The 20933-nt window shown below is 57.9% G+C and carries 17 protein-coding genes and 2 pseudogenes; 5 read left to right on the forward strand and 14 right to left on the reverse strand.

Annotation, left to right across the window (positions count from 1 at the left end; genetic code table 11):
- Positions 1–3: 3 nt before the first annotated feature.
- A complete protein-coding gene (locus tag ACF6ZU_RS29480; RefSeq protein ID WP_392889526.1) occupies positions 4–897 on the reverse strand; it encodes a helix-turn-helix domain-containing protein in 894 nt (297 codons plus the stop codon).
- Between the two features lie 300 nt (positions 898–1197).
- On the opposite strand from ACF6ZU_RS29480, the gene ACF6ZU_RS29485 reads away from it, so the two are divergent.
- Positions 1198–2109, forward strand: coding sequence for a LysR substrate-binding domain-containing protein (locus ACF6ZU_RS29485; RefSeq protein WP_392889528.1), 912 nt, complete (start codon positions 1198–1200; stop codon positions 2107–2109).
- A 497-nt stretch (positions 2110–2606) separates the two neighbouring features.
- Here the strand turns inward: ACF6ZU_RS29485 and ACF6ZU_RS29490 are convergent.
- Together ACF6ZU_RS29490 and ACF6ZU_RS29495 are read right to left on the reverse strand one after the other, a co-directional pair.
- Positions 2607–2972 (reverse strand): annotated as a pseudogene (locus ACF6ZU_RS29490) (methyl-accepting chemotaxis protein); the annotation flags it as partial.
- A gap of 231 nt (positions 2973–3203) precedes the next feature.
- Positions 3204–3824 (reverse strand): annotated as a pseudogene (locus ACF6ZU_RS29495) (PAS domain S-box protein); the annotation flags it as partial.
- Between the two features lie 1469 nt (positions 3825–5293).
- Here ACF6ZU_RS29495 and ACF6ZU_RS29500 point away from each other — a divergent pair.
- The gene (locus tag ACF6ZU_RS29500) at positions 5294–5659 is read left to right on the forward strand and encodes a DUF6632 domain-containing protein (RefSeq protein WP_392889530.1); all 366 of its coding nucleotides are present in this window, start codon (positions 5294–5296) and stop codon (positions 5657–5659) included.
- Positions 5660–5708: 49 nt separating this feature from the next.
- Here the strand turns inward: ACF6ZU_RS29500 and ACF6ZU_RS29505 are convergent, their stop codons facing one another.
- Positions 5709–6665 (reverse strand): LysR family transcriptional regulator, encoded by a 957-nt coding sequence (locus ACF6ZU_RS29505; protein WP_392889532.1) that lies wholly within the window; start codon positions 6663–6665, stop codon positions 5709–5711.
- 42 nt (positions 6666–6707) lie between these two features.
- Here ACF6ZU_RS29505 and ACF6ZU_RS29510 point away from each other — a divergent pair, with 42 nt between their 5' ends.
- Positions 6708–7148: a GFA family protein gene (locus tag ACF6ZU_RS29510; protein WP_392889534.1), complete on the forward strand. Its 441-nt coding sequence runs from the start codon at positions 6708–6710 to the stop codon at positions 7146–7148.
- Here ACF6ZU_RS29510 and ACF6ZU_RS29515 read toward each other — a convergent pair.
- Together ACF6ZU_RS29515 and ACF6ZU_RS29520 are read right to left on the reverse strand one after the other, a co-directional pair.
- The gene (locus ACF6ZU_RS29515) at positions 7132–8991 is read right to left on the reverse strand and encodes an ABC transporter ATP-binding protein (RefSeq protein WP_392889536.1); all 1860 of its coding nucleotides are present in this window, start codon (positions 8989–8991) and stop codon (positions 7132–7134) included. The two genes, ACF6ZU_RS29510 and ACF6ZU_RS29515, sit on opposite strands and share 17 nt — an antisense overlap.
- Before the next feature lie 132 nt (positions 8992–9123).
- On the reverse strand, positions 9124–9873 hold the full coding sequence (locus ACF6ZU_RS29520; protein WP_392889538.1) for an SDR family NAD(P)-dependent oxidoreductase: 750 nt from the start codon (positions 9871–9873) through the stop codon (positions 9124–9126).
- A 157-nt stretch (positions 9874–10030) separates the two neighbouring features.
- Between ACF6ZU_RS29520 and ACF6ZU_RS29525 the strand changes: the two genes are divergently transcribed.
- Complete coding sequence (locus tag ACF6ZU_RS29525; protein ID WP_392889540.1) at positions 10031–10942, forward strand: LysR substrate-binding domain-containing protein; 912 nt, start codon at positions 10031–10033, stop codon at positions 10940–10942.
- Between the two features lie 49 nt (positions 10943–10991).
- Here ACF6ZU_RS29525 and ACF6ZU_RS29530 read toward each other — a convergent pair whose 3' ends face one another.
- Positions 10992–11741: a glucose 1-dehydrogenase gene (locus ACF6ZU_RS29530; protein ID WP_392889542.1), complete on the reverse strand. Its 750-nt coding sequence runs from the start codon at positions 11739–11741 to the stop codon at positions 10992–10994.
- 208 nt (positions 11742–11949) lie between these two features.
- Between ACF6ZU_RS29530 and ACF6ZU_RS29535 the strand changes: the two genes are divergently transcribed.
- Positions 11950–12840, forward strand: a complete 891-nt coding sequence (locus tag ACF6ZU_RS29535; RefSeq protein ID WP_392889544.1) for an AraC family transcriptional regulator N-terminal domain-containing protein — start codon at positions 11950–11952, stop codon at positions 12838–12840.
- A gap of 194 nt (positions 12841–13034) precedes the next feature.
- On the opposite strand, the gene ACF6ZU_RS29540 is transcribed toward ACF6ZU_RS29535, so the two are convergent.
- The 7 genes from ACF6ZU_RS29540 to ACF6ZU_RS29570 form a co-directional block, all read right to left on the reverse strand.
- Positions 13035–14432, reverse strand: coding sequence for an MFS transporter (locus tag ACF6ZU_RS29540; RefSeq protein ID WP_392889546.1), 1398 nt, complete (start codon positions 14430–14432; stop codon positions 13035–13037).
- Between the two features lie 599 nt (positions 14433–15031).
- Positions 15032–16045 carry a GlxA family transcriptional regulator gene (locus ACF6ZU_RS29545; RefSeq protein WP_392893969.1) on the reverse strand — a complete coding sequence of 338 codons (1014 nt, stop codon included), beginning with the start codon at positions 16043–16045 and terminating at the stop codon, positions 15032–15034.
- A 105-nt stretch (positions 16046–16150) separates the two neighbouring features.
- Positions 16151–17149 carry a 4-hydroxyproline epimerase gene (locus tag ACF6ZU_RS29550; RefSeq protein ID WP_392889547.1) on the reverse strand — a complete coding sequence of 333 codons (999 nt, stop codon included), beginning with the start codon at positions 17147–17149 and terminating at the stop codon, positions 16151–16153.
- Between the two features lie 12 nt (positions 17150–17161).
- A complete protein-coding gene (locus tag ACF6ZU_RS29555) occupies positions 17162–18013 on the reverse strand; it encodes an ABC transporter permease (RefSeq protein ID WP_392889548.1) in 852 nt (283 codons plus the stop codon).
- Positions 18010–18858 (reverse strand): ABC transporter permease, encoded by an 849-nt coding sequence (locus ACF6ZU_RS29560; RefSeq protein ID WP_392889550.1) that lies wholly within the window; start codon positions 18856–18858, stop codon positions 18010–18012. The genes ACF6ZU_RS29555 and ACF6ZU_RS29560 overlap by 4 nt, the downstream gene beginning before the upstream one ends.
- Positions 18855–19973: a glycine betaine/L-proline ABC transporter ATP-binding protein gene (locus tag ACF6ZU_RS29565; RefSeq protein WP_392889551.1), complete on the reverse strand. Its 1119-nt coding sequence runs from the start codon at positions 19971–19973 to the stop codon at positions 18855–18857. Before ACF6ZU_RS29565 ends, ACF6ZU_RS29560 begins: the two co-directional genes overlap by 4 nt.
- A gap of 74 nt (positions 19974–20047) precedes the next feature.
- Positions 20048–20896 (reverse strand): glycine betaine ABC transporter substrate-binding protein, encoded by an 849-nt coding sequence (locus tag ACF6ZU_RS29570; protein ID WP_392889552.1) that lies wholly within the window; start codon positions 20894–20896, stop codon positions 20048–20050.
- Positions 20897–20933 lie beyond the last annotated feature (37 nt).

Below are 20933 nucleotides of genomic sequence, written 5' to 3' on the forward strand. Positions count from 1 at the left end.
AGGCTAACGTCCGCAAGAACTGCAAACCCCGAATGACTTCCTATTCATGTCACTATCGTCGACACCCAATTCCAAGCTGACCCGTGCAACGGAAAAGTAAATTGACATGGCCCGTCTGATCAACTCGATAAACGCAGGACTGATTTCCACCACACGTTTGTGGCCTTTGAAATAGCCCTGCAATTCGCCCTCTTTGATCATTCGCTGCATATGGGTTTTGGAAACACCCAAGCGCGCCGATACTTCAACGTAGGACGAAACATTGTAACCAGTCGCCAACGACCCGTTTCGCAAGGTATCGGCATAAAGCGCCAGCATTGGCAAGTGTCCACCATCCCGATTCAGAAACCACTTTGCTTCAGGCAAAAGGTTACCGACCTGAAACTCCGCCTCAAGTAATCTAGTATAGCCTCGAAAAAAAACATCCAGTAAATCCGCAGAGCTTACTATGTCAAACAGCCGGCTATCGTATGGAGAAACCAATTGCGACGGCAGCAAGTAAGACTTAACCAACTGCGTGGTATCACGCAACGCTGCATTCGTAGGTTGAAAAATGCGTTGACGCCCATCTTCTGCGTCAAGTCGAACATTCATATTTCCTGTAATAACGAAAAATGAAAAATAAGAGTCCAAGCTGTTGTGAGACATATAGCCTCGCTCGTAGCAAAACGCTTTTACTTTGGACAGGGGAACTCTCTCGTCTTTGTAGCTAAAGCTCAACAACGATAGAGCCACCATGAGCCTGTCATATTTAAATACGTTTTTATAGAACGAAGGCTTGGTGCGATACTGTTCCATCACCAAATCGAAATGCAAAAGAATTGCATCATCTATATTGCCTTTGGCTATCTCGAAACTGGTTTCTTTCAAATGCTCCAGCAGATCGGCTTTGTTCATCAACGTTTAACAGCCCTAACTATACAGCATCAAAATATCACTAGTCGTGTTGCGTACAGTATATGCAAATTCGAACAGCGGATTAGTTCACCCCAAAAATGGTTTACGGCGTAGGGTAAAAACTCCGGCTGACATTTACTGTGCTGCGGTTTGAAAACGGCCGATCTAAGGCAAGAATTTTTTTGTGCTCCACGGTTTGGCGTGGGCTAGCGAATTATTCTGATCAAGGCTACATTTAATCAATCTATATATTCTATACGCACAACAATCAGAAAAACTCAACGATAGGTGATTATGGCAATGCCTCCTCTACACGCCTTTCGCGTGTTTGAAACCGTCGCAAGACTTGGTCACGTAGGTGCTGCGGCGTCTGAACTCAATGTCACACCCGCTGCCGTGAGCCTGCAAATAAAGGCCTTACAAAGTGCGCTCGCCATTGAGCTATTCCGCAAGCAGGGAAGACAATTGGTTTTGACCGAAAGCGGTCTGGCCCTGCAACAGGCTGTGGCGAGAGGCATAAGTGAAATCACAGAGGGTGTGCACCTCATTGCGCGGATGCGTCATAGCTCTCCCGCCACAAAAAAACTCGTCGTCGCTACCGATACAGTTTTGGGGGCATCCTGGCTGACGCCAAAACTATTAACCTATTTTGCAAATAACTCGCATTTCAATTTGCGGGTGGTTACGGCAAAAGATTTCAATCAGATAGATTGGCGTAAGACCGACCTGGCGGTGCTCTACGACACGCCCCCATGGGAGGGTTTCTGGTGGCGCAAGCTTCACACCGTGCACCTAACCCCGGTCTGCTGCCCTCAGCTTTTACGGGGACTGCATGCAATGAGGAAACCATCAGATCTTCTACATCACCGTCTTCTACATGAAGACGACGGCAGCCAGTGGCGTCGCTGGTTGCTCGAAGCACGAGTTCCATATCCTGGGGAAGCAGATTTTTACATTGAAGATTTCAGCATCGCGCTACAAGCGGCACGAGATGGCTACGGCGTAGCTCTTAGCGATGAAATTGTCTCGGCACGGGATTTCGAAGAGGGCCGTCTGGTGCAGCCTTTTACGCTCAAAGTTCCGGCGGCGATGAGCTACTATTGCATCTGCAACGAAAACACTCGGGCAGATCCTGAAGTGAGTAGGCTTATCGACTGGTTAATTGCAGAAGCTGCTTCAATCCCACTCACTCAGCGTGTTCGAATTGTATAAGAACGCTGCCCACGCCACGAATCTACTTACTTTTCTCACTGACGCTCCCTTTTCTTACCCCTTTTTTGGATGGTGCTTGCCAGGTGACTGCTCCTAGTCGATTTTAGTGCCCCCTAACTTACCTGGATACGATCTAAGCCCTATGAAACGATGAGCCGAATGAAGTAAGGCATTGCTGTGCTGCTTGGCCCCCCCTCTGCGTACTTGTTGCTACTCTCTGCTATAGATTGCCCGCTGTAGTTCCCCCCGGCCTCAACATTCACTGCGATTTGCTGGTGAGTGACAGTAGCGATTTACTGTTTCCTCTGTTGAACGTTTCGATGCCGCTAGCCATATGGCTAAGTAACTGCGCCGAACTGACTACTGAGCACGCATTGGTCGGCGCTGATGCGACTACTTTGGCTCGCAGCCTCACGGCTACCTTGCTGCACAACGTAGAACGCAGGGAGGAAAATAGTAGCGGCTTGAAGATTCCAAGGGATCAACAGTGTCGCGCATCAACCCAAGTCACTGGTGATCCTGCCAATCGCCTCCACGACTTGCTTTGCGCCCAACTGAATATCCGCCATCGCCCAGCCTGCCTGCTCCGCCAAGTCCAGCAAACGGTCGGCGTGGTCTCTGCTGCATTGCACTTGTAACGCGGCTTGACCGGCCAATTCGCGATTTTGCCGTACCACGCCTGTTATCTCTTGCGTAGCTGTGCTGGTGCGGCCGGCGAGCTTACGCACCTCATCCGCCACTACAGCGAAACCTCGTCCGTTTGTTCCCGCGCGCGCAGCTTCGATAGCGGCATTAATCGCTAACAGATTGGTTTGGGTGGCGATGGCCCCGATGGTGTCGACGATGGAACCAATCAACTGTGACTGCGATTCAAGCGCGATCATGCTGTCAGTCACAGAGGACATTTGTTGCGCGATAGTTTGAGTGCCAAGCACCGAGCCGGCGACCAGCTCCATGCCTCTGTTCACTTTCACATCGGTATCAAGCGACACGTCATAGGCCATATCCGCTGCCTGCTTGATTCCATTGGCTTTCTCCACTTGCTCGGTTACTACGCTGGCGAATTTGGCTATTTTATAAACCCGACCGGCAGCATCCTTAATGGGGTTGTAAGTGGCCTCCAACCACACCACTCGGCCGTTTTTACCGACCCGGCGAAAACGCCCAGCGTTAAACATGCCCTTGTTCAAAGTTTTCCAGAACTCGATGTAGTAGGCCGAAGCCACGTCCTCCGCCAAGCAAAATATGCGGTGATGCCTGCCCTCGATCTCCGCAAGGCTGTAACCCATGGCCTGGGCAAACGACTCGTTGGCGTATAGGACTTCACCCGTAAGACTGAATTGAACCATCGCCATTGAGTGGTTCAATGCATTGAACATTTCGACAGCTACTTGCTCGTTCCGCGCAAAGGAGGGCGCAATAAAGCCATAGCCTTGGAATGCGCGCGTATCCATAGCGATCCAGCCAAAACTGAGTGCCACAGCACGGCCGTCAGCGGTGCGATAGAAGTGCCGTTCGATGGCGTGCGGATTCGGTGCAAAGTCCTTGTGCGGCTCTGCCATAATGTCACTTACCGCCATGTTCGACAGCCTTTCCAACGAGTAACCGAGGGTCTCTGCAAACCGCGGGTTGGCCGAAATGATTCGACCTGACTCATCGATGCATACTGAAAGAACCGATTCGCTGCCCACGGCCGTACCGAACAATGTGGTCATTTCCACTTGGCAATCAAACAGGGCATTCTTGAGTCGACGATTAGACACACTGACCTCCGATATAAACGAGCACAATGACCAAGGTCATGTTTGGCGATCAAGTCGCTCCAAAGAGTACGACTAAGAAAAAGGCAAACTCATCGAACTAACGTCCCAAAAAACTGCAATCCTCCGTATAACTTGCTATTCGTTATACCATCATCAGCACCCAATTCCATGTTGAACCGCGCAACGGCAAAGCAAACTGACATGCCTCCTCTGATCGATTCGATAAGCACAGGACTGATTGCCACCACTCGTTTGTGGTCCGATTCAGAAATCACACCACTCAAACAAAACTTACATAGCAAGAATTCCCACCTCAGGTAGCGTGGCAAAACCTAGTAAACATCCTCAGTAAATCCAAAAATATTTCTATTCTCTACAATTCGCTACCGTATGCAGAGATCATCTGCCACGATGCCAAGCAAGATTTGACCAACTGTGCGATATCACACAATGCTGTATCTGCGGGCGGAAAAATACGTCAACAGATCAGCTTTGTTCATCAGCGTTTATTATACTTAACCATACGACATCAAAATATTACTGCTCGTAGTGTGCACAGTATATGCAAACTCGAATATCGGGCCAGTTCTCCCCAAAAATGGTTTAGCACTTTTGCGAAGAAACACCGTTCGACATCTGCACCGCGTTTTGATAACGGAAGATGACAGCAGCCAGTGGCATCCCTGGTTGCTCGAAGCATGGGTTCCATAAGATGGGATAGCGGATTTACATCGAGGACTTCAACATCGTCCTGCAAGCGGCACACGATGGGTATGGCTTAGCGCTTAGCGCTTAGCGCTTAGCGCTTAGCGCTTAGCCATGAATCATCTCGGCACGCGATTTTGATCAGGGTCGGCTGATGCAACCTTAGCGTTTAAAGTTTGGCAGCAATGAGCCTCTATTGCATCTGCAACAAAGACATTCAGGAAAATCCCGAACTGAGTAAGCTTATCGACTGATTAACCGCATAAGCTGCTTCAATCCCACTGATTCTGCGTGCTCGAATTGGATAATGTTCACGTCCGTACGGCTCTATACTCCTACGGCCAGAATCACGGCTGATCGAGCTGCTATGCAAACGCACCGATTGAAATTATCTTTCGCCAGAATTGTGTCTTTTCCCACCGGCAGCTTAGGGTCGGAAACAGCCTCTCGCGACAGGCAGCAATCGGCCATAAGCGGTCGGTGGACGGAGCGATAGCCAATGACTAGCTATGCTTGGTCTGCCGCCGAAACTGATTGAGCAGATTGGGCTTCCGCTCATAGTGTATGACCCCGTCAGCGGTCACCCGACTGTCACAATGCCCGGCCTGGTCATGGATAGACGACAGAACAAGAACTGTTATCCACCAAGCCTGTAAAGGCGTTATCACCCCACCCGGGGTCTATTTAGAGTCAGGCAAAAAAAGAGGAGCCCCCCCATGACCGTAGTCGATCGCCTCAGGTACTTGCGCGTCGTTCTGGTTTTGGCTGGCCTCGCGTGCCTTGCACTCTACCCACTTATGTTGTTCTGGCCGTCCGGCTGGGCCTGGCACGTCGGTCACTCGGACTACCCGATGATGATCGTTGGCATGTACGCCATACTGGGTGTTTTCTTGATCCTGGCCGCACGTGATCCATTAGCCAATCTGAGCCTCATCTGGTTCACCGTGTGGTCCAGCGCCGTACACGGAGGAATCATGGCCGTCCAGGCGGTCACCCAGCCTGGGCAAATGGGGCACCTGGCAGGTGACGTGCCGGCGCTCTTCATCGTGGCGATTGCCTTGGCCATCTTGACGCCCCGATAGACTGTGCCCGAGCTTTTCCACAGCCAGCGGACGTTCCGAATCAGCGCCCTCAGAGCTCGTTCGAGCGCAGATAGTGATGCAACTCCTCACCTATCACTTCGAACGCCTTGACGATCCGTTTGATTTTGCGCAGGTCACTGTGCATCGCGATCCACACATCGACCTCGAAGCCAAAGCTGTCTGGCAGTACGTGAATCAACCCGTGGGTTCTGGCGATATGCGTCGGGCAAAGACCGTAGCCCAATCCCGCTTTCAGCGCGGCCAGTTGCGCGAGGTGATGATCCGTGGCAATCGCGAAATGCTGATCGGCTTCACACAGTCCGGCTTCGACCAAACGACGCAAGTCGGCTGAGCGTCTGTCCGGTCCGATCAGCGGCCGCTGGCGCAGCGACGCCAGGCTGACCGGGTTGCCGTAGCGTTCCAGACACTCGGCACTGGCATGGATGCCGATCCGCAAGCTGCCGACCCGCCGCACCGCAATATCGGCTTCCATGGGACGCCTCAGGCGTACGGCTATATCCGATTGCAGCCTGGCGATGTCTTCAAGTGCGTCACCGATGCTCAGTTCAAGCTTCAGCCCAGGGTGGCCGTAATGGAAGCTTCGCAGCAAACCGGGCAGCACCTCCACCCCCAGCAGTTCGCCACAGGTCAGCCGCACCGTGCCATGGTCCACCGACGTTTCAGCGCTGGCCGCGCGGTTGAAGGCTTGCGCGGCGAGGTCCATGGCTTCGGCATGATCGATGAGGCGCCGCGCCCCACTGGTTGGTGTCAGGCCTGTGGGCGTGCGGGTGAACAGGCTCAGGCCGAGTGCCTGCTCAAGATGATCGAGGCGTCGGCGTGCCGTGGCCTGCGCAATCCCCAGTAACTTCGCAGCGCCGCTCAGGCTGCCGGAGCGCAACACCGCGAGGAACACCTGCCGGCTTTCCCATTCAAGACCGCTCATACATTCTTGACCAACAGTTGCTCCTTTTTTGCTCTTCTGCCCGGGCCTGCGAAAAGGGATCATGCGCCCCGAACTTATCCGGGCGTCATTGTAAGGAGTCAACGCATGAGATTCACCGGTCAGTGCCGATGCGGGCACGTCAGCATCAACATCGAAGCGCCGCAACTGCCGCCGCTGTATGCCTGCCATTGTCTGAACTGCCAGCGCTGGAGCGGCAGCGCGTTCGGCCTGCATCTGCTGTGCGCCGCTGCAGCGTTGCAGGTGACAGGCGAAACGGCGACCCATGTGCACGAGCATCAGGGGCAAACGTCCACGCAACATGCCTGCGGCCAGTGCCATACCCGGCTGTTCAACGAGACCACGGCAGCGCCCGGCATGTGTGTGGTGCGGGCCGGCGTGCTGGAAGGCACGGAGCGCTTCGAGCCGGTGGCGCATATCTGGACACGACGCAAGCAACCTTGGCTGGTGCTGCCGGAAGCCGTTGCGCAATGGGAGGAGAGCCCGACGCCCGAAGCATTCGCCGCCGCGCTCACGCCTGATCCATAGCCTCGATCACTCCCGTATCCTCGCCCAGGAACCCGCCGCTCTGATGCTGCCAAAGGCGCGCATAAATCCCGTTCTTCCCCAGCAATTCGGTATGGGTGCCCTGCTCGACGATGCGCCCGTCATCCATGACAATCAGCCGATCCATCGCCGCGATCGTGGACAGCCGGTGCGCGATGGCGATCACGGTCTTGCCCTGCATCATTTCATCGAGGCTTTCCTGAATCGCCACTTCGACTTCCGAGTCCAGCGCGCTGGTGGCTTCGTCGAGCAGCAGGATCGGGGCGTTCTTGAGCATCACCCGGGCGATCGCGACGCGCTGGCGCTGTCCGCCCGACAGCTTGATGCCGCGCTCGCCCACGAGGGTTTCATAGCCGGTATGGCCTTGCCGGTCGCTCAGTTGGCTGATGAATTCATCGGCCTGGGCGTTGGCCGCGGCGCGGCGGATTTGTGCGTCGGTTGCATCGGGACGACCGTAAGCGATGTTGTCGCGAATGGAACGGTGCAGCAGCGAGGTGTCCTGTGTGACCATGCCGATGGAGCTGCGCAGACTGTCTTGTGTCACGTGCGCGATGTTCTGGCCGTCGATGCGAATCACCCCGCTGTCGACGTCATAGAAGCGCAGCAGCAAGTTGATCAGCGTGGATTTACCGGCACCCGAGCGGCCCACCAGACCGATCTTTTCGCCGGCGCGGATGCTCAGGCTCAGGCCATCGAGCACCTGGCGTTCGCCGCTGTAGTTGAAGCTCACATTGTCGAAGGTGACCGCGCCGCCTGAAGTCACCAGCACGCCTGCGTCCGGCGCGTCCTGCACCTTGGGGCCGCGAGTCAGGGTGGCCATGCCGTCCTGCACGGTGCCGATGCTCTCGAACAGCGAGGTCATCTGCCACATGATCCAGTGCGACATGCCATTGATGCGCAACGCCATGGCGGTGATCGCCGCCACGGCACCGGCGCCGACTTCACCCTGATGCCATAGCCACAGCGCATAACCACCCGCGGCCATGATCAACGCCACCACCAACGCCTGGTTGACGATCTCGAACTGGCTCACCAGGCGCATCTGGCGAAAACCGGTTTGCTTGAAATCTTCCATCGCCGCACGCGCGAAGTGCGCTTCACGATTGGAGTGGGAGAACAGCTTCACAGTCGTGATGTTGGTGTAGGCGTCCGAGATCCGCCCGGTCATCATCGACCGCGCATTGGCCTGTTCCTGCCCGACTTTTCCCAGGCGGGGCACGAAGTACATCATCGCCAGCCCGAACAACGCGACCCAGGCAATGAACGGCAGCATCAGTTTCAGTGCGAAGCCGCCGGCCAGTGCGATGATCGCGATGAAATACACGCCGATCCCTGGCGCGATCTCGATCAGGGTGAACAGCACGTCGCGTACGGCCAGCGCCGTCTGCATCACCTTGGTGGTGACCCGGCCGGAGAATTCATCGGAAAAAAACGAAAGACTTTGCCGCAGCATCAGACGATGGAAATCCCAGCGCAGCCGCAACGGCAAGTTAATCGCCAATATCTGGTGCTGCACCATGGTGCGCAACGCCACCAGCCCGACGCTGCCTACCATCACAATGCCCATGCCCCACAACACGCGACTTTCCTGCGCCGCCGCGTCACCGCCCGCCTGCCACGTCGAGAGCAGGTCCACGACCTGTCCCAGGAAGGAAAACAGCCAGGCTTCGTAAATCGACACGCTGGCACTGAGCAGCGCAAACGCGAGGATGTAACCGCGTGCACCCCGGGTGCAGGCCCACAGAAAACGCGCAAGGCCGTTGGGTGGCGGTGGTACCTCGTCAGGAGGAAAAGGGTCGAGTCTTCGTTCGAATGCACGAAGCATGGTGATCTCCAAAACGGTCAAGTGAAGGAGATTCTGCCATTGAACGGGGGGTTGAGTGTTTGCGGCGTTCAAGGTAGGGCGCTTTTGGCACCCTACCCCAATGGCAATCCGCGATGCCCGCCCTATCAATCTTCAGCTGTTCTGACCGCCATCGACATTCACCGTCGAGCCCGTGATGTAGGCCGCATCCGGCCCCACCAGGAAGGCCACGACCCCGGCGATTTCCTCAGGTTGACCATACCGTCCCAACGCCGTCATCTGCGTGACCATCGCCGCGACCTCACTGGTCTCGGGATTCATTTCAGTGTTGATCGGGCCTGGTTGAACGGTATTCACCGTGATCTGGCGCGGTCCCAGATCTCGAGCCCAGGCACGACTGTAGGCGGCGACCGCAGCCTTGCTGGCCGCATAATCGCCGATGCCGGGGAACGGAGCCCGGCTGGCGAACATGGTCCCGATCGACACGATGCGACCGCCGTCCGACAGCAAAGGCGCGGCAGCGCGTACCGCGGCGAGGACGCCACCCAGGTTAATCGCCAGCTGACGGTCAAGCCCGGCGACATCCGCCAGGGGATCACCGATAACGCCCGTCACGAATACACCTGCGCTGTTGACCAGGATGTCCAGTCGCCCGAAATGCTCGTGGGCCTGGTGGACAAATGCGGCGACAGCGTCGCTATCCGCCTGGTCAGCAGCGACAGCGAGCACCTTCACCCCAAGGGATTCTATGTCCCCGGCCACCGCTTCGGCGCGCTCAGGTGATTGGGCGTAGCTGAAGGCAATGTCCGCGCCCTCAGCGGCAAGACGTCTGGCGATCGCCGCGCCAATACCGCGCGATGCGCCGGTGATCAATGCGACTTTGCCTTTGAGAACCTGGGTCATGGGATGTCCTTTGTCGACGTTGAGGATCATGGGCTCTGCGGATGCAGGCCAGAACCAACACGATAAATAACCCCCGCAACGTGATAAACGGACCAAACAGGTATATGCAATCCTGGAATCAGTGATAATCCCTCATCACTTACGTCGAGCGTCAGCCATGGACTATTTCCTTGCCGTAAAAGCCTTCAACCGCATCGTCGAGACGGGCAGCTTTGTCAAAGCAGCCGCTCAGCTGGACCTTCACCCCAACGTCATGACGAAACTGGTGCAAGCGCTGGAGTCGCACCTGCGGGTCAGGCTGCTCAATCGGACCACCCGACGCGTAACCCTCACAGACGAAGGCAGTGTTTACCATGAGCGGATGAGTCGCGTGCTCGATCAATGGCTGGAAGTCGAATCGGAGATGGCGGTCACGCAAGCCAATCCGAAGGGCCGAATTCGGGTGGATATGGGGACCACCATCGCGACGCATCTTGTCATCCCGGCACTGCCTGAATTCAATGCCCGCTACCCGGGCATCCAGATTGAAATTGGTGCCAGCGATCGCACCGCCGATATGGCCAGCGAAAACATCGACTGCGTCATACGCGGTGGCGACCTGCAGGACTCCTCACTGATCGCACGTCGTCTGGGCAGTCTCGATTTCGTCACCTGTGCGACCCCTGCCTACCTTGCCGCACACGAACCACTGGCACATCCCGCGCAGCTGGACATTGGCCACACCGTGGTCCGGTACATTTTTCCGTCGTCGGGCAAGCACAATCGAATTGAATTTGCCCGCGGCAATGAAAAGATCCTGGTGGAGGGCAACTATGTCGTGGGGGTCAACGACAGCAACGGTTATCTGGCGGCAGGGCTTGCGGGCCTGGGGGTCATCCACACGTTGCGCTTCATGGTCCAGTCGCATATCGACTCAGGAACCCTGATTCCCGTACTGGAAGATTGGTCTGCACGCGCCAATACGCTGTCGGTGGTGTACATGCCCAATCGTCATCTCAGCGTGAGAGTGCGCGCATTCGTCGATTGGCTGGTGGCGCATTTTGCCGCCCATCCGCACGTACTGCCGTGAGCGCGCGCAGGCGCACGTCACCGAGCGCCTGCCCTTCCAATCGGCGGTGTTAGTAACCGACACCGCGTACACCACCTGAAGCCCGGATCGATTCGCCGGTCACCCAATGCGCATCCTCGGAAGCGAGAAACACCGCCAGCGCAGCGATATCTTCAGGCTCGCCAAACCGGCCGAGCGGCGTTCCGGCCAGCAGTTTCTCGCCGAATTCACCGGCGAAATTACCGTCGGTGCCCGGCGTGTTGGTGTGCCCTGGCAGTATGGAGTTGACCCGGATGCCGCGCGATCCCAGCTCTCTAGCCAGCGCGAAGGTCAAGGTGTCTACCGCGCCCTTGGTGGCCGAATAGACACTGGACGCCAGATAAGGGTCAGTGCTCAGGATGGAGCTGATGTTGATGATGCTGCCCTTTGGGCCCAACAGTTTCACGGCCTCGCGCACGGCCAGGAGATAGCCCAGCACGTTCAGGTTGAACTGCGTGTGGAAGGCCTCTTCTGTCAGGTCATCAATCATCTGGAACACGGCGACGCCGGCATTGTTGACGAGAATATCCAGCGTTCCATGTTCGGTTTTCACCGCATCGAACAGACGCACGACATCGGCAGCAACGCTCATGTCTGCCTGCATCGCGAATGCTGTGCCGCCGTGCATCGTAATCTGTGCAACCACCGCCTCAGCCGCGCTCCGGCTGGAGGCATAGTTAACGATGACCGTTGCGCCTTGTGCGCCCAACGCCTTGGCGATGCCGGCACCGATGCCCTTGGATGCGCCGGTGACCAACGCAACTTTCCCTTCAAGTTTCATAAGCTGACCTACTTTGAGTGGTGTGATTTCTCTATGAACGGTCGTTGTGTCGGGTGACGAATACCGGACCGCAACGAACTGCACGCCCTCAGTATTCCGTCGAGCACGCGTGCTCCGTGTGCCGGTTCCTCGCACATCCTTGCCTATTCTTCTCAATGGCTTGCATTGCCCCGGCAACTGGCCCACTTTCACGAACATGCAAAAAGCAATGGCAGAACTGCGCAGCATCGTGATGCGCGCACAAGACAAGTGGACGGACACCGGGTTGCCGCGCGTGGCAATGGTGCGGGCCGAGGCGTGTGCGGATCAGGTGTATCAACCGATGCTGCACCTGGTGTTGCAGGGCCAGAAAACCCTGTCGATAGGCGATGAGGTTTCTCGGTACGGTGCCGGGCACTATTTTCTGGTGCCCGTCGATGTACCTGCGACAGGTCAGGTTCATGCGGGCGCCACGGACCAGCCCTACCTCGCGGTCAGTCTGACCCTGGATCCGACTGTGATCTCGACGTTGCTGGTGGACGAAGAGAAGTCCCCCAGGGAGCCCGGCCGCTCAAATTTTGATGCCGTGCCGGCACCGGCTGAAATGATTGATGCGTGGCTGCGCATGCTGCGGCTCATGGACCATCCTCGCGAGGCGGCCGTGCTGGCGCCGATGATCGAACGTGAAATCCTCTTTCGCGCCCTGCTCGGACCGCTGGGCGGGATACTCCGCGACGTTGCCCGCCCGGACGGGCGCCTTGCGCAGATCCGCCGGGCTACCCAATGGATCCGCGAACACTACACCGAACCCTTTCGCGTGGAGCCCTTGGCGGTCATGACCGACATGAGCGTCGCGGCGTTCTACCGGCATTTCAAATCCGTCACAGCCATGACGCCCATTCAATACCAGAAACGTTTGCGCTTGCTGAGGGCGCGCTGGCTCTTGCTGTTCGACACGCTGGACGTCACTTCCATTGCCTACACCGTTGGCTATGAAAGTGCCTCGCAATTCAGTCGCGAATACGCACGGCTGTTCGGGCTGCCCCCCGCACGCGATGCGGCCAGATTCAAAACGCCCGGTGTTTCGCGCGGCATTCCGGCCACTGCGAACACCCTGTAGGAGCCGGCTTGCTGCGGGCGGCGTTCCGGCGATAGCGTCAGTCCAGTCAATATACGAATCGACTGACCCACCGCTATCGCCGGCAAGCCGGCTCCTACAGTTGAGGACGCGCGGAGAATGCCTGTCGGAATGCCGGAACGAAAAAGGCCCGATAAAATCGGGCCTTTTCGGTTCAACCAGTTTAGAGGTGCCTCTTACAGGTCAGTGATTTCCTTGTGACGCGGCACCAGCAGTTTCATCACGCTCCACGCCACCAGATAGGCGCACGCGCAGATGGCGAACATGATCATGTAGCCGGTGTGAATATCGTTGATCGATTTGTAGTAGTCGAACACCCAGCCACCGAGCTTGGTCATCGCCACACCGCCCATGCCGCCGGCCAGACCGCCGATACCGACGACGGAGGCAATGGACTTCTGCGGGAACATGTCGGACACGGTGGTGAAGATGTTGCACGACCATGCCTGGTGGGCCGAGGCGCCTACGCCGATCAGCAGCACCGGCACCCAGAAGCTGATGTAGCCCAATGGTTGTGCCAGCAGTACCAGCAGCGGGAAGAACGCAATCACAAGCATCGCTTTCATCCGGCCGTCGTACGGCGCGTCGCCGCGTGCCATGAAGTAGCTCGGGAACCAGCCGCCACCGATGCTGCCGACCATGGTCATGCTGTAGAGCACGGCCAGCGGCCACACGATCGCCTGGCCTTTCATGCCGTATTGCGCCGACAGGTAGGTTGGGAGCCAGAACAGGAAGAACCACCACACGCCGTCAGTCATGAACTTGCCGAAGGCAAATGCCCAGGTCTGGCGGTAGGTCAGCAACTTGAACCACGAAACTTTTTTCTCGGTGACGCCCGGCTCCGGGGTGACGATGACTTGTGCATCACTGCGGATGTAGGCCAGTTCTTCCGGCGACAGACGCTTTTGCTTTTCCGGTTTTTCGTACAGCGCGATCCAGACCGTCACCCAGACGAAGCCCAGCATGCCGATCACGATGAACGCCGCTTCCCAGCCCCACAGGCCGGCAATCAGCGGTACGCAGATCGGTGCGAGGATCGCGCCAACGTTGGCGCCGGAGTTGAAGATACCGGTGGCGAAGGAACGTTCCTTCTTCGGAAAGTATTCCGCCGTGGCCTTGATCGCGATCGGGAAGTTACCCGCCTCGCCGATCGCCAGCACGGCGCGGGACAGCATGAAACCGGCGATCGACACCGGGATCACGGCCAGGCCGAATGCTGCACTTATCGAAGCGATGCCCTCGCCCATCGGCACCGAGAAGGCATGCATCATGGCGCCGGTGGACCAGATACTGATGGCGATGATGTAGGCCTTTTTGGTGCCGATCTTGTCGACGAAACGGCCGGCAAACAGCATCGAGATCGCGTACACGAACTGGAACACCGAAGCGATGTTGGCGTAGTCGCTGTTGCTCCAGCCGAATTGCGTCGACAGGTCCGGCGCCAACAGGCTGAGCACCTGGCGGTCCAGGTAGTTGACGGTGGTCGCGAAAAACAGCAGCGCACAGATCGTCCAGCGGTATTTGCCGACCGCCTGGCCGACACGTTGCGCATTGATGGGCTCGTTCAGATTCATGGCATCACTTTATTATTGGATTATGGTGATGATCTCTCGGTTTCAAGCGAGATCACTTCTTACGCGCAGCACACAGCGTTGTGGCTCGCGTCAGACGGGCAACAGGTGCAATCGGGAGGTTGGCGGAGCGGTGACAGATAACGGGGATGACCGGGCGCAGGGACAGCCAGTCGAAACCGGGCCACAGGAAGCGGCGCGCGGCGAGGCGAGAAAGCGGATTGAGTTCATGATGGGACCCGGTTTTTGTTTTTAGGGGTGTAACATCGTATGTCGTCGTACAACTGCGCCTTTTATAACGAGTCCCCTGCCCGGCTGTCAATCGGGAAAATGGCCGTTCGTCTCGATATTTTGCGTCGCTGAATATGTGGATGTCGCCAAGAGACACAGGCTGTAACGCCTGAAAGCATTCAGCGGTTGGGAGATATCAGGGGATATCTAAAAATCAGATAGTCGTACGACAACGCATGTCATCACGAACATGGGAACTGTAGGAGCGAGCCCTGCTCGCGATGGTCGTCAACGAAAACGCGTGTTATCTGGATAAACGCGGTGTTTGGGAGTCCATCGCGAGCAGGCTCGCTCCTACAGGGATTGCGGGGTTATTTGACCAGCCGTATTTCCTTCGACGGCCGGTAGCCAAAGTACGAGCTATAGCACTTGCTGAAATGGCTCGGCGACACAAAGCCGCACGCCACCAGCACATCCACCTGCGACAACTCGGTGTGCTGCAACAACCGGCGCGCTTCGGTAATCCGCAACTCCATGTAATAACGCTGCGGCGTGGTGCCGAGCTGTTCCTTGAACAGGCGCTCCAGCTGGCGACGGGAACGACCGGCGTAGACCGCCAGTTGCTCCAGCTCCAGCGGCTCTTCGAGGTTGGCGTCCATCAGTTTCACCACCTCGCGCAACGGCGCGCTGACGCAGACATTTTCCGTGGGTTTGATCCGGCGGTAACGCGACTCTTCGAAAGCGAGAATGTCTTCGATGCCTTCGACCAGCGCCTTGTCGTGCAAACCCTTGATCCAGTCCAGCGCCATGTGGAAGGCCCCTGACGGACTGGACGCCGTGAGGCGGTCGCGATCGATGACGTAGGGTTCGCTGGTGACGTGGGTCGACTTGGCGATTTCCGCGAGCGCCGGGCGATGCTCGGGGTGAATCGCGCAACGGTAGCCGTCAAGCAGGCCGGCGATCCCGAGGAACCACCCGCCATTCCACAAACCGGCCAGGCTGACACCTTGGTCGGCAGCAGTCCTCAACAGGTGGACCAGTTCGTCGCTCGCCTTCAGTTCGGTGCGGTAACCACCGCAGATGACCAGCAGATCGAGGTCGTGGAGCGCGGCACAGTCGATGCGCGCATCCGGCCGGATCACCAGCCCCAGATCGCTGACCACCTCCCCGTCACTCAGGCCGAACGTACGGGACGAGAACAGTTTGGGGCGCAGCAGGTTGGCGGTAACGATGGTGTCCAGCGCCTGGGTAAACGCCGGCAGGGAAAAATGTTCGAGCAGCAAAAAGCCTGTTCGTGTCAGTTGAACAGGCTGGTTGGAGTTGTCGTTGAGATAGCGGAGATTCTTCCCCTTCATCCCACCGCTGAATTGGCGTCGTTCGATCAAGATTTCAGGCACTCGGTTACGTTGACGACCCGGTCGTTCAATGCGTGGAAAAAACCTTATGCTACCTGCAGATGTTCACAATGCCCTAGCGCCATTTTCGGCGCGTCAGGCCAATTGAAAACCGTGCCGCAACGGGTCCTTGTCATCGACAAAAATGGTGTTGTGCCCGGTGATCTGCGCCCAGCCGCCAATGCTGGGGCGGATGCCATCAAAGGTGCCGACCTTGACCGCAGACTCGACCTTGCCTTCGAAAATCGTGCCGATCAGGCTTTCATTGCGGAACGTATCGCCGACCCGAAGCCGACCCTTCCCCACCAACTGCGCCATGCGCGCTGACGTCCCGGTGCCACCCGGAGACCGGTCGATCGCCTTGTCGCCATAGAACACCGCACTGCGCCCATCGGCGGCGCTGCCGTGCCCGTCGTCGCACCAGATCACATGGTGAACACCGCGAATCCGGCTGTTCTCCGGGTGCTCGGGGTCGCATACCTCGGCCAGGGCCGAGCGCAGTTTCTGACTCAGGCTGACGATGTCGGCGGTGGTCATCCCGGTCAGGCCCGACCAGTTTTCCTGGGGTTCGACCACCGCATAGAAATTGCCACCGTAGGCAATGTCGACGGTGAAGGCCCCGATACCCGGCACCTCGACCGCCACGTCAGCGCTGTGCAGGTAGCTGGCCACGTTGAACAGGCGGATCGAGTCCACGTATTCGCCGCTCATGACGTAGTCGACATCCACGCGCCCGGCCGGTGTTTCGATGGCCAGCCGGCCCGGCTCGCGAGGCGTGACCAGGCCCTCTTCGATGACCACGGTCGACAGCCCGATCGTGCCCGCCCCGCACATCGGCAGGCAGCCGCTGACTTCAATGAACAGCGCACCAAAATCACAGTCATCACGGTTCGACGGGTAGATGATCACGCCGGACATGATGTCGTGGCCACGGGGTTCGAACATCAGCGCCGTGCGCACCCAGTCATGGTCACGCACGAAAATCTCGCGCCGTTCGGCCATCGACACCGACGGCAACAGCGGCCCGCCACCGGTCACGACGCGCACGGGGTTGCCGCACGCATGGGAGTCGACACAAAAAAAGCTACGTCTCATTCGGAAGGTCTCTCAAAGCAGTGCGCGTGGGGAATGGCGCTGCAACGCGCCGCGGGTCAACCGGTCCAGCAACAGCGCCACGGCGACGATCGCCAGCCCGGCACGCAACCCCAGGCCCATCTCCATCCGGGAGAGTCCGCGGGTCACTTCGGCGCCAAGTCCGCCGGCACCGACCAGGCCGGCCAGCACCACCATCGCCAGGGACATGAGGATGCATTGGTTGAGACCGACCAACAGCGTCGGCGTGGCGGTCGGCAGTTCGATCTTGAACAGGATGTCCCGGGGTGAAGCGCCGGAAGCCTGGCCCAGTTCCAGCAAATCTTTTGGCAACTGTTTGAACGCCAGGGTGGTCAGCCGCAGCATCGGCGGAATCCCGTAGACAATGGTCGCGATGATCGCCGGCACGCGCCCGAGGCTGAACAGCATCACGGCCGGGATCAGGTAAACCCACGGTGGCACGGTCTGCATGATGTTGAGGATCGGCAGGAACGCTTCATCCACGCGCTTCACCCGTGCCGCCAATACCCCCAGCGGAAAGGCGATGGCCACCGAGATCAGCACCGCCACCGACACCAGGGCGATGGTTTGCATCGAGGCCGCCCACAGGCCGGAGAACAGGCAGAACGCCAACATCAACGCGGCAAATACCGCCACGCGTTTGTTGGCGAAAAAGAACGCGCCGACCACGACGATCGCGATCAACAGGTAAGGATGCGGCGCCAGCAGCGCGGACTCCACCGCGCCCAGCACCGCTTCGATGACCTGGCTGATGCCTTTGAACAAGCCATGCAAATTGGCATTCAGCCAGTCGACGGCAGGCGCGAGGAACTCGCCCGGGGAAAACTGCAGTTCAGAGGTTGTCATTGGCTTTCTCCCATCCGCGAGCGTGCCGCGTGCTGCGCCAACCGATCCAGGATCATGGTGAGGATGACGATGGCGATGGCTGCGTTGATCGACTTGGCGATGTCCAGCGTGCGAACCGCGCCATAGATCGACTCACCCAGCCCGCCGGAGCCGACGATGCCGGCAATCACCACCATGCCGAACGCCATCATCAGGCTCTGGTTCACCCCGGCCATGATGCTCGGCTTGGCGAACGGCAGGCGAATCTTGAAAAACATCTGCCAGCCGGTGACACCGCTGGCATCACCCAGTTCGATGAACTCCCGTGGGGTCATGCGGATCCCCAGCGAGGTCAGGCGAATCGCCGGCGGCACCGCCACGATAAAAGTGGCGAGCAGCGCCGTGGCCGGGCCGTAGCCCAGCAGCGCGATGGCCGGCAACAGGTAAATGTAGGGCGGCATGGTCTGGATCAGGTCCAGCACCGGATCGACCACGCGGTCCACCGAGGGCGCCAGACCGGCCAGCACGCCCAATGGAATCGCGACCACCAGGGCCAGCACGGTGGCCGTCAGCACCAGGGCCAGCGTGCTGACCGTCTCCGGCCACAAGCCGATCACATCGCAGAACACCAGCGCCAGCCCGGCGAGAATCGCGAACCGGGCGCCCACCACGCGCCAGCCGATCAGGGCGATGGCCAGCGCGACGAGGTAATACGGCGGATAGGCGATGCACCAGAGCACACTTTTGTAGACGCCTGTCAGCAGCGCATTGACGCCGTCGAACAGGAACTCACCGTGCTCCGAGAGCCATTCCAGGCTCGCATCGATGGTCGCGTCGAACTGATCGGCAAAGTCCGGGATGCTCATGTCGATGCCTCCAGAACTGGGTCGGTTGTTGAAGCCGAGAACTCATTCGGAATGCCCTGGACGCCGCGCAGCAGATCCCGCGGCGTGATGATGCCAACCACCGCGCCGTTGTCGACGACGGCCAGCGCGTCACGCTCGGACTTCATCGTCAGACCGATCAGCTCGTTGATGTCGGCGCCCGGCGACGTCTTGCTCAGGCGGGAAATGTCGCAGCCCGGGTTGGCGACCTTGAAAGGCTCGACCGGTGTCATCACCGAGTGCGCCTTGACCAGGTGCAGCCGGGAAATGCCTGCCACGAACTCGGCGACATAATCGTCCGCCGGGTTGAGCACGATTTCTTCGGCGGTGCCGACCTGAATGATCACGCCATCCTTCATGATCGCGATGCGATCACCGATGCGGATGGCCTCATCCAGATCGTGGGTAATGAAGACCGCGGACTTGCCCAGTTCCTTGGTCAGTTGGCGAAACTCGTCCTGCAACTGTCGGCGAATCAATGGATCGAGCGCACTGAACGGCTCATCCATCAGAATCACTTCCGGGTCGGCGGTGATCGCCCGGGCCAGACCCACGCGTTGCTGCATGCCGCCCGACAATTCGGTGGGATAACGCGACGACCAGTCGCTAAGGCCCACTTTGGCCAATGCCTGCTCGGCCACCTTGTAACGCTCGGCCTTGCCGACGCCCTGCACTTCCAGGCCAAACGCGGTGTTCTCCAGCACGGTTCGATTGGGCAACAACGCCACGCTCTGGAAGACCATGCCGATGTGACGTGCCCGCACGTCCCGAAGCTGTGCCGGGTTCAGGGAAGACAGATCCTTGCCCTTGACCAGCACTTTTCCGGAGCTCGGCGTGATCAGTTTGTTGAGGAGCCGGATAAGGGTGGATTTGCCACTGCCGGACAAGCCCATGATGCAGAAGATTTCGCCTCGTCGAACCTGGAGACTGACGTCGGAGACTCCGACCACACAGCCGTAGTTTTGCAGGATCTGAGTCTTGGTCAGCCCTTGCTGAGTGACAGCGTTCATCGCTGCAGGTGCGGCTTTCCCGAAGATTTTCCAGACTGACTGGCAATCTATCAGCACTTCGTTAGTGTCTATTTTGGCCGTTGTCATTTTCGTAACCCGTGAACCAGTTTTCTGGTTTCTCTAATGAATCAAAGGGCGGCAGTGGCGTAAGGCGTCAGCAATCAGTTCTTGATGTTTTCCCAGCGTTTGAGCAACTCGCCGTGGCTATCGGTCCAGCCCTTGATGGCCTGTTCCATGGTCTTGCCGTCTTTGACTTCAGCGTTCATCGCGGTGATGTCACCGATGGGCACGTACACGCTTGCCATCAGTTCACGCGCACGCGGATTGCTCTCGGCAAAGCCCTTGTGGCCGATCCAGTAGTAGCCCTGCAGCGGTGGGAAAATGCCTTTTGGGTCCTTGAGGAATTTGAGGTCGAATTTCTTGGTCATCCAGGACGGATCCCACACGGTGACAACCACCGGCTCTTTACGATCGACTGCCGATTTCAGCGCAGCGGTCATGGCCGTGGTACTGCCTTCCACCAGTTTCAGCTTGAGGTCATAGGCTTTCACGACGTTGGTCGCATCGTTCATCAGGCCCGAACCCGGTTCGATGCCGATGATCTTGCCGCCGAGTTTTTCCGCGTTGGCGTTCAACTGGTCGATGGAATCGATGTCGACATAGCTGGGTACCGCCAGCCCTTGATAGAGGCCAAAGGAAACCGGCGAGAGTTTCTCTATCTTGTTCTTGTTTTTGTTCCAGTAATCGTTTGCCGCATAGTCCGTTTGCGAGGCCAATACTTGAACATCACCTTTGCTGAGTGCCGCATAAGCGATGCCCCATTCGGAAAACTCGACAACTTTCACGGTGTAACCGGAATCTTCAAGTACCTTCTTGGTAATACCCGTGATTGGCGTCAAGTCCTCCCACGTCATCGTGCCCATGGTGATGTTTTTTTCTTCGGCGTGAACTGGCAAACACATAACGCCGGCCACAGCGACAGCGCAGAATGCCTTCCAAATCTTTTTCATGGCGTGCTCCGATCTACGGTTAGAACTAGCAATTAGA

Source organism: Pseudomonas migulae, from assembly GCF_043225285.1.
GTDB classification, from domain to species: Bacteria; Pseudomonadota; Gammaproteobacteria; order Pseudomonadales; family Pseudomonadaceae; genus Aquipseudomonas; species Aquipseudomonas migulae_C.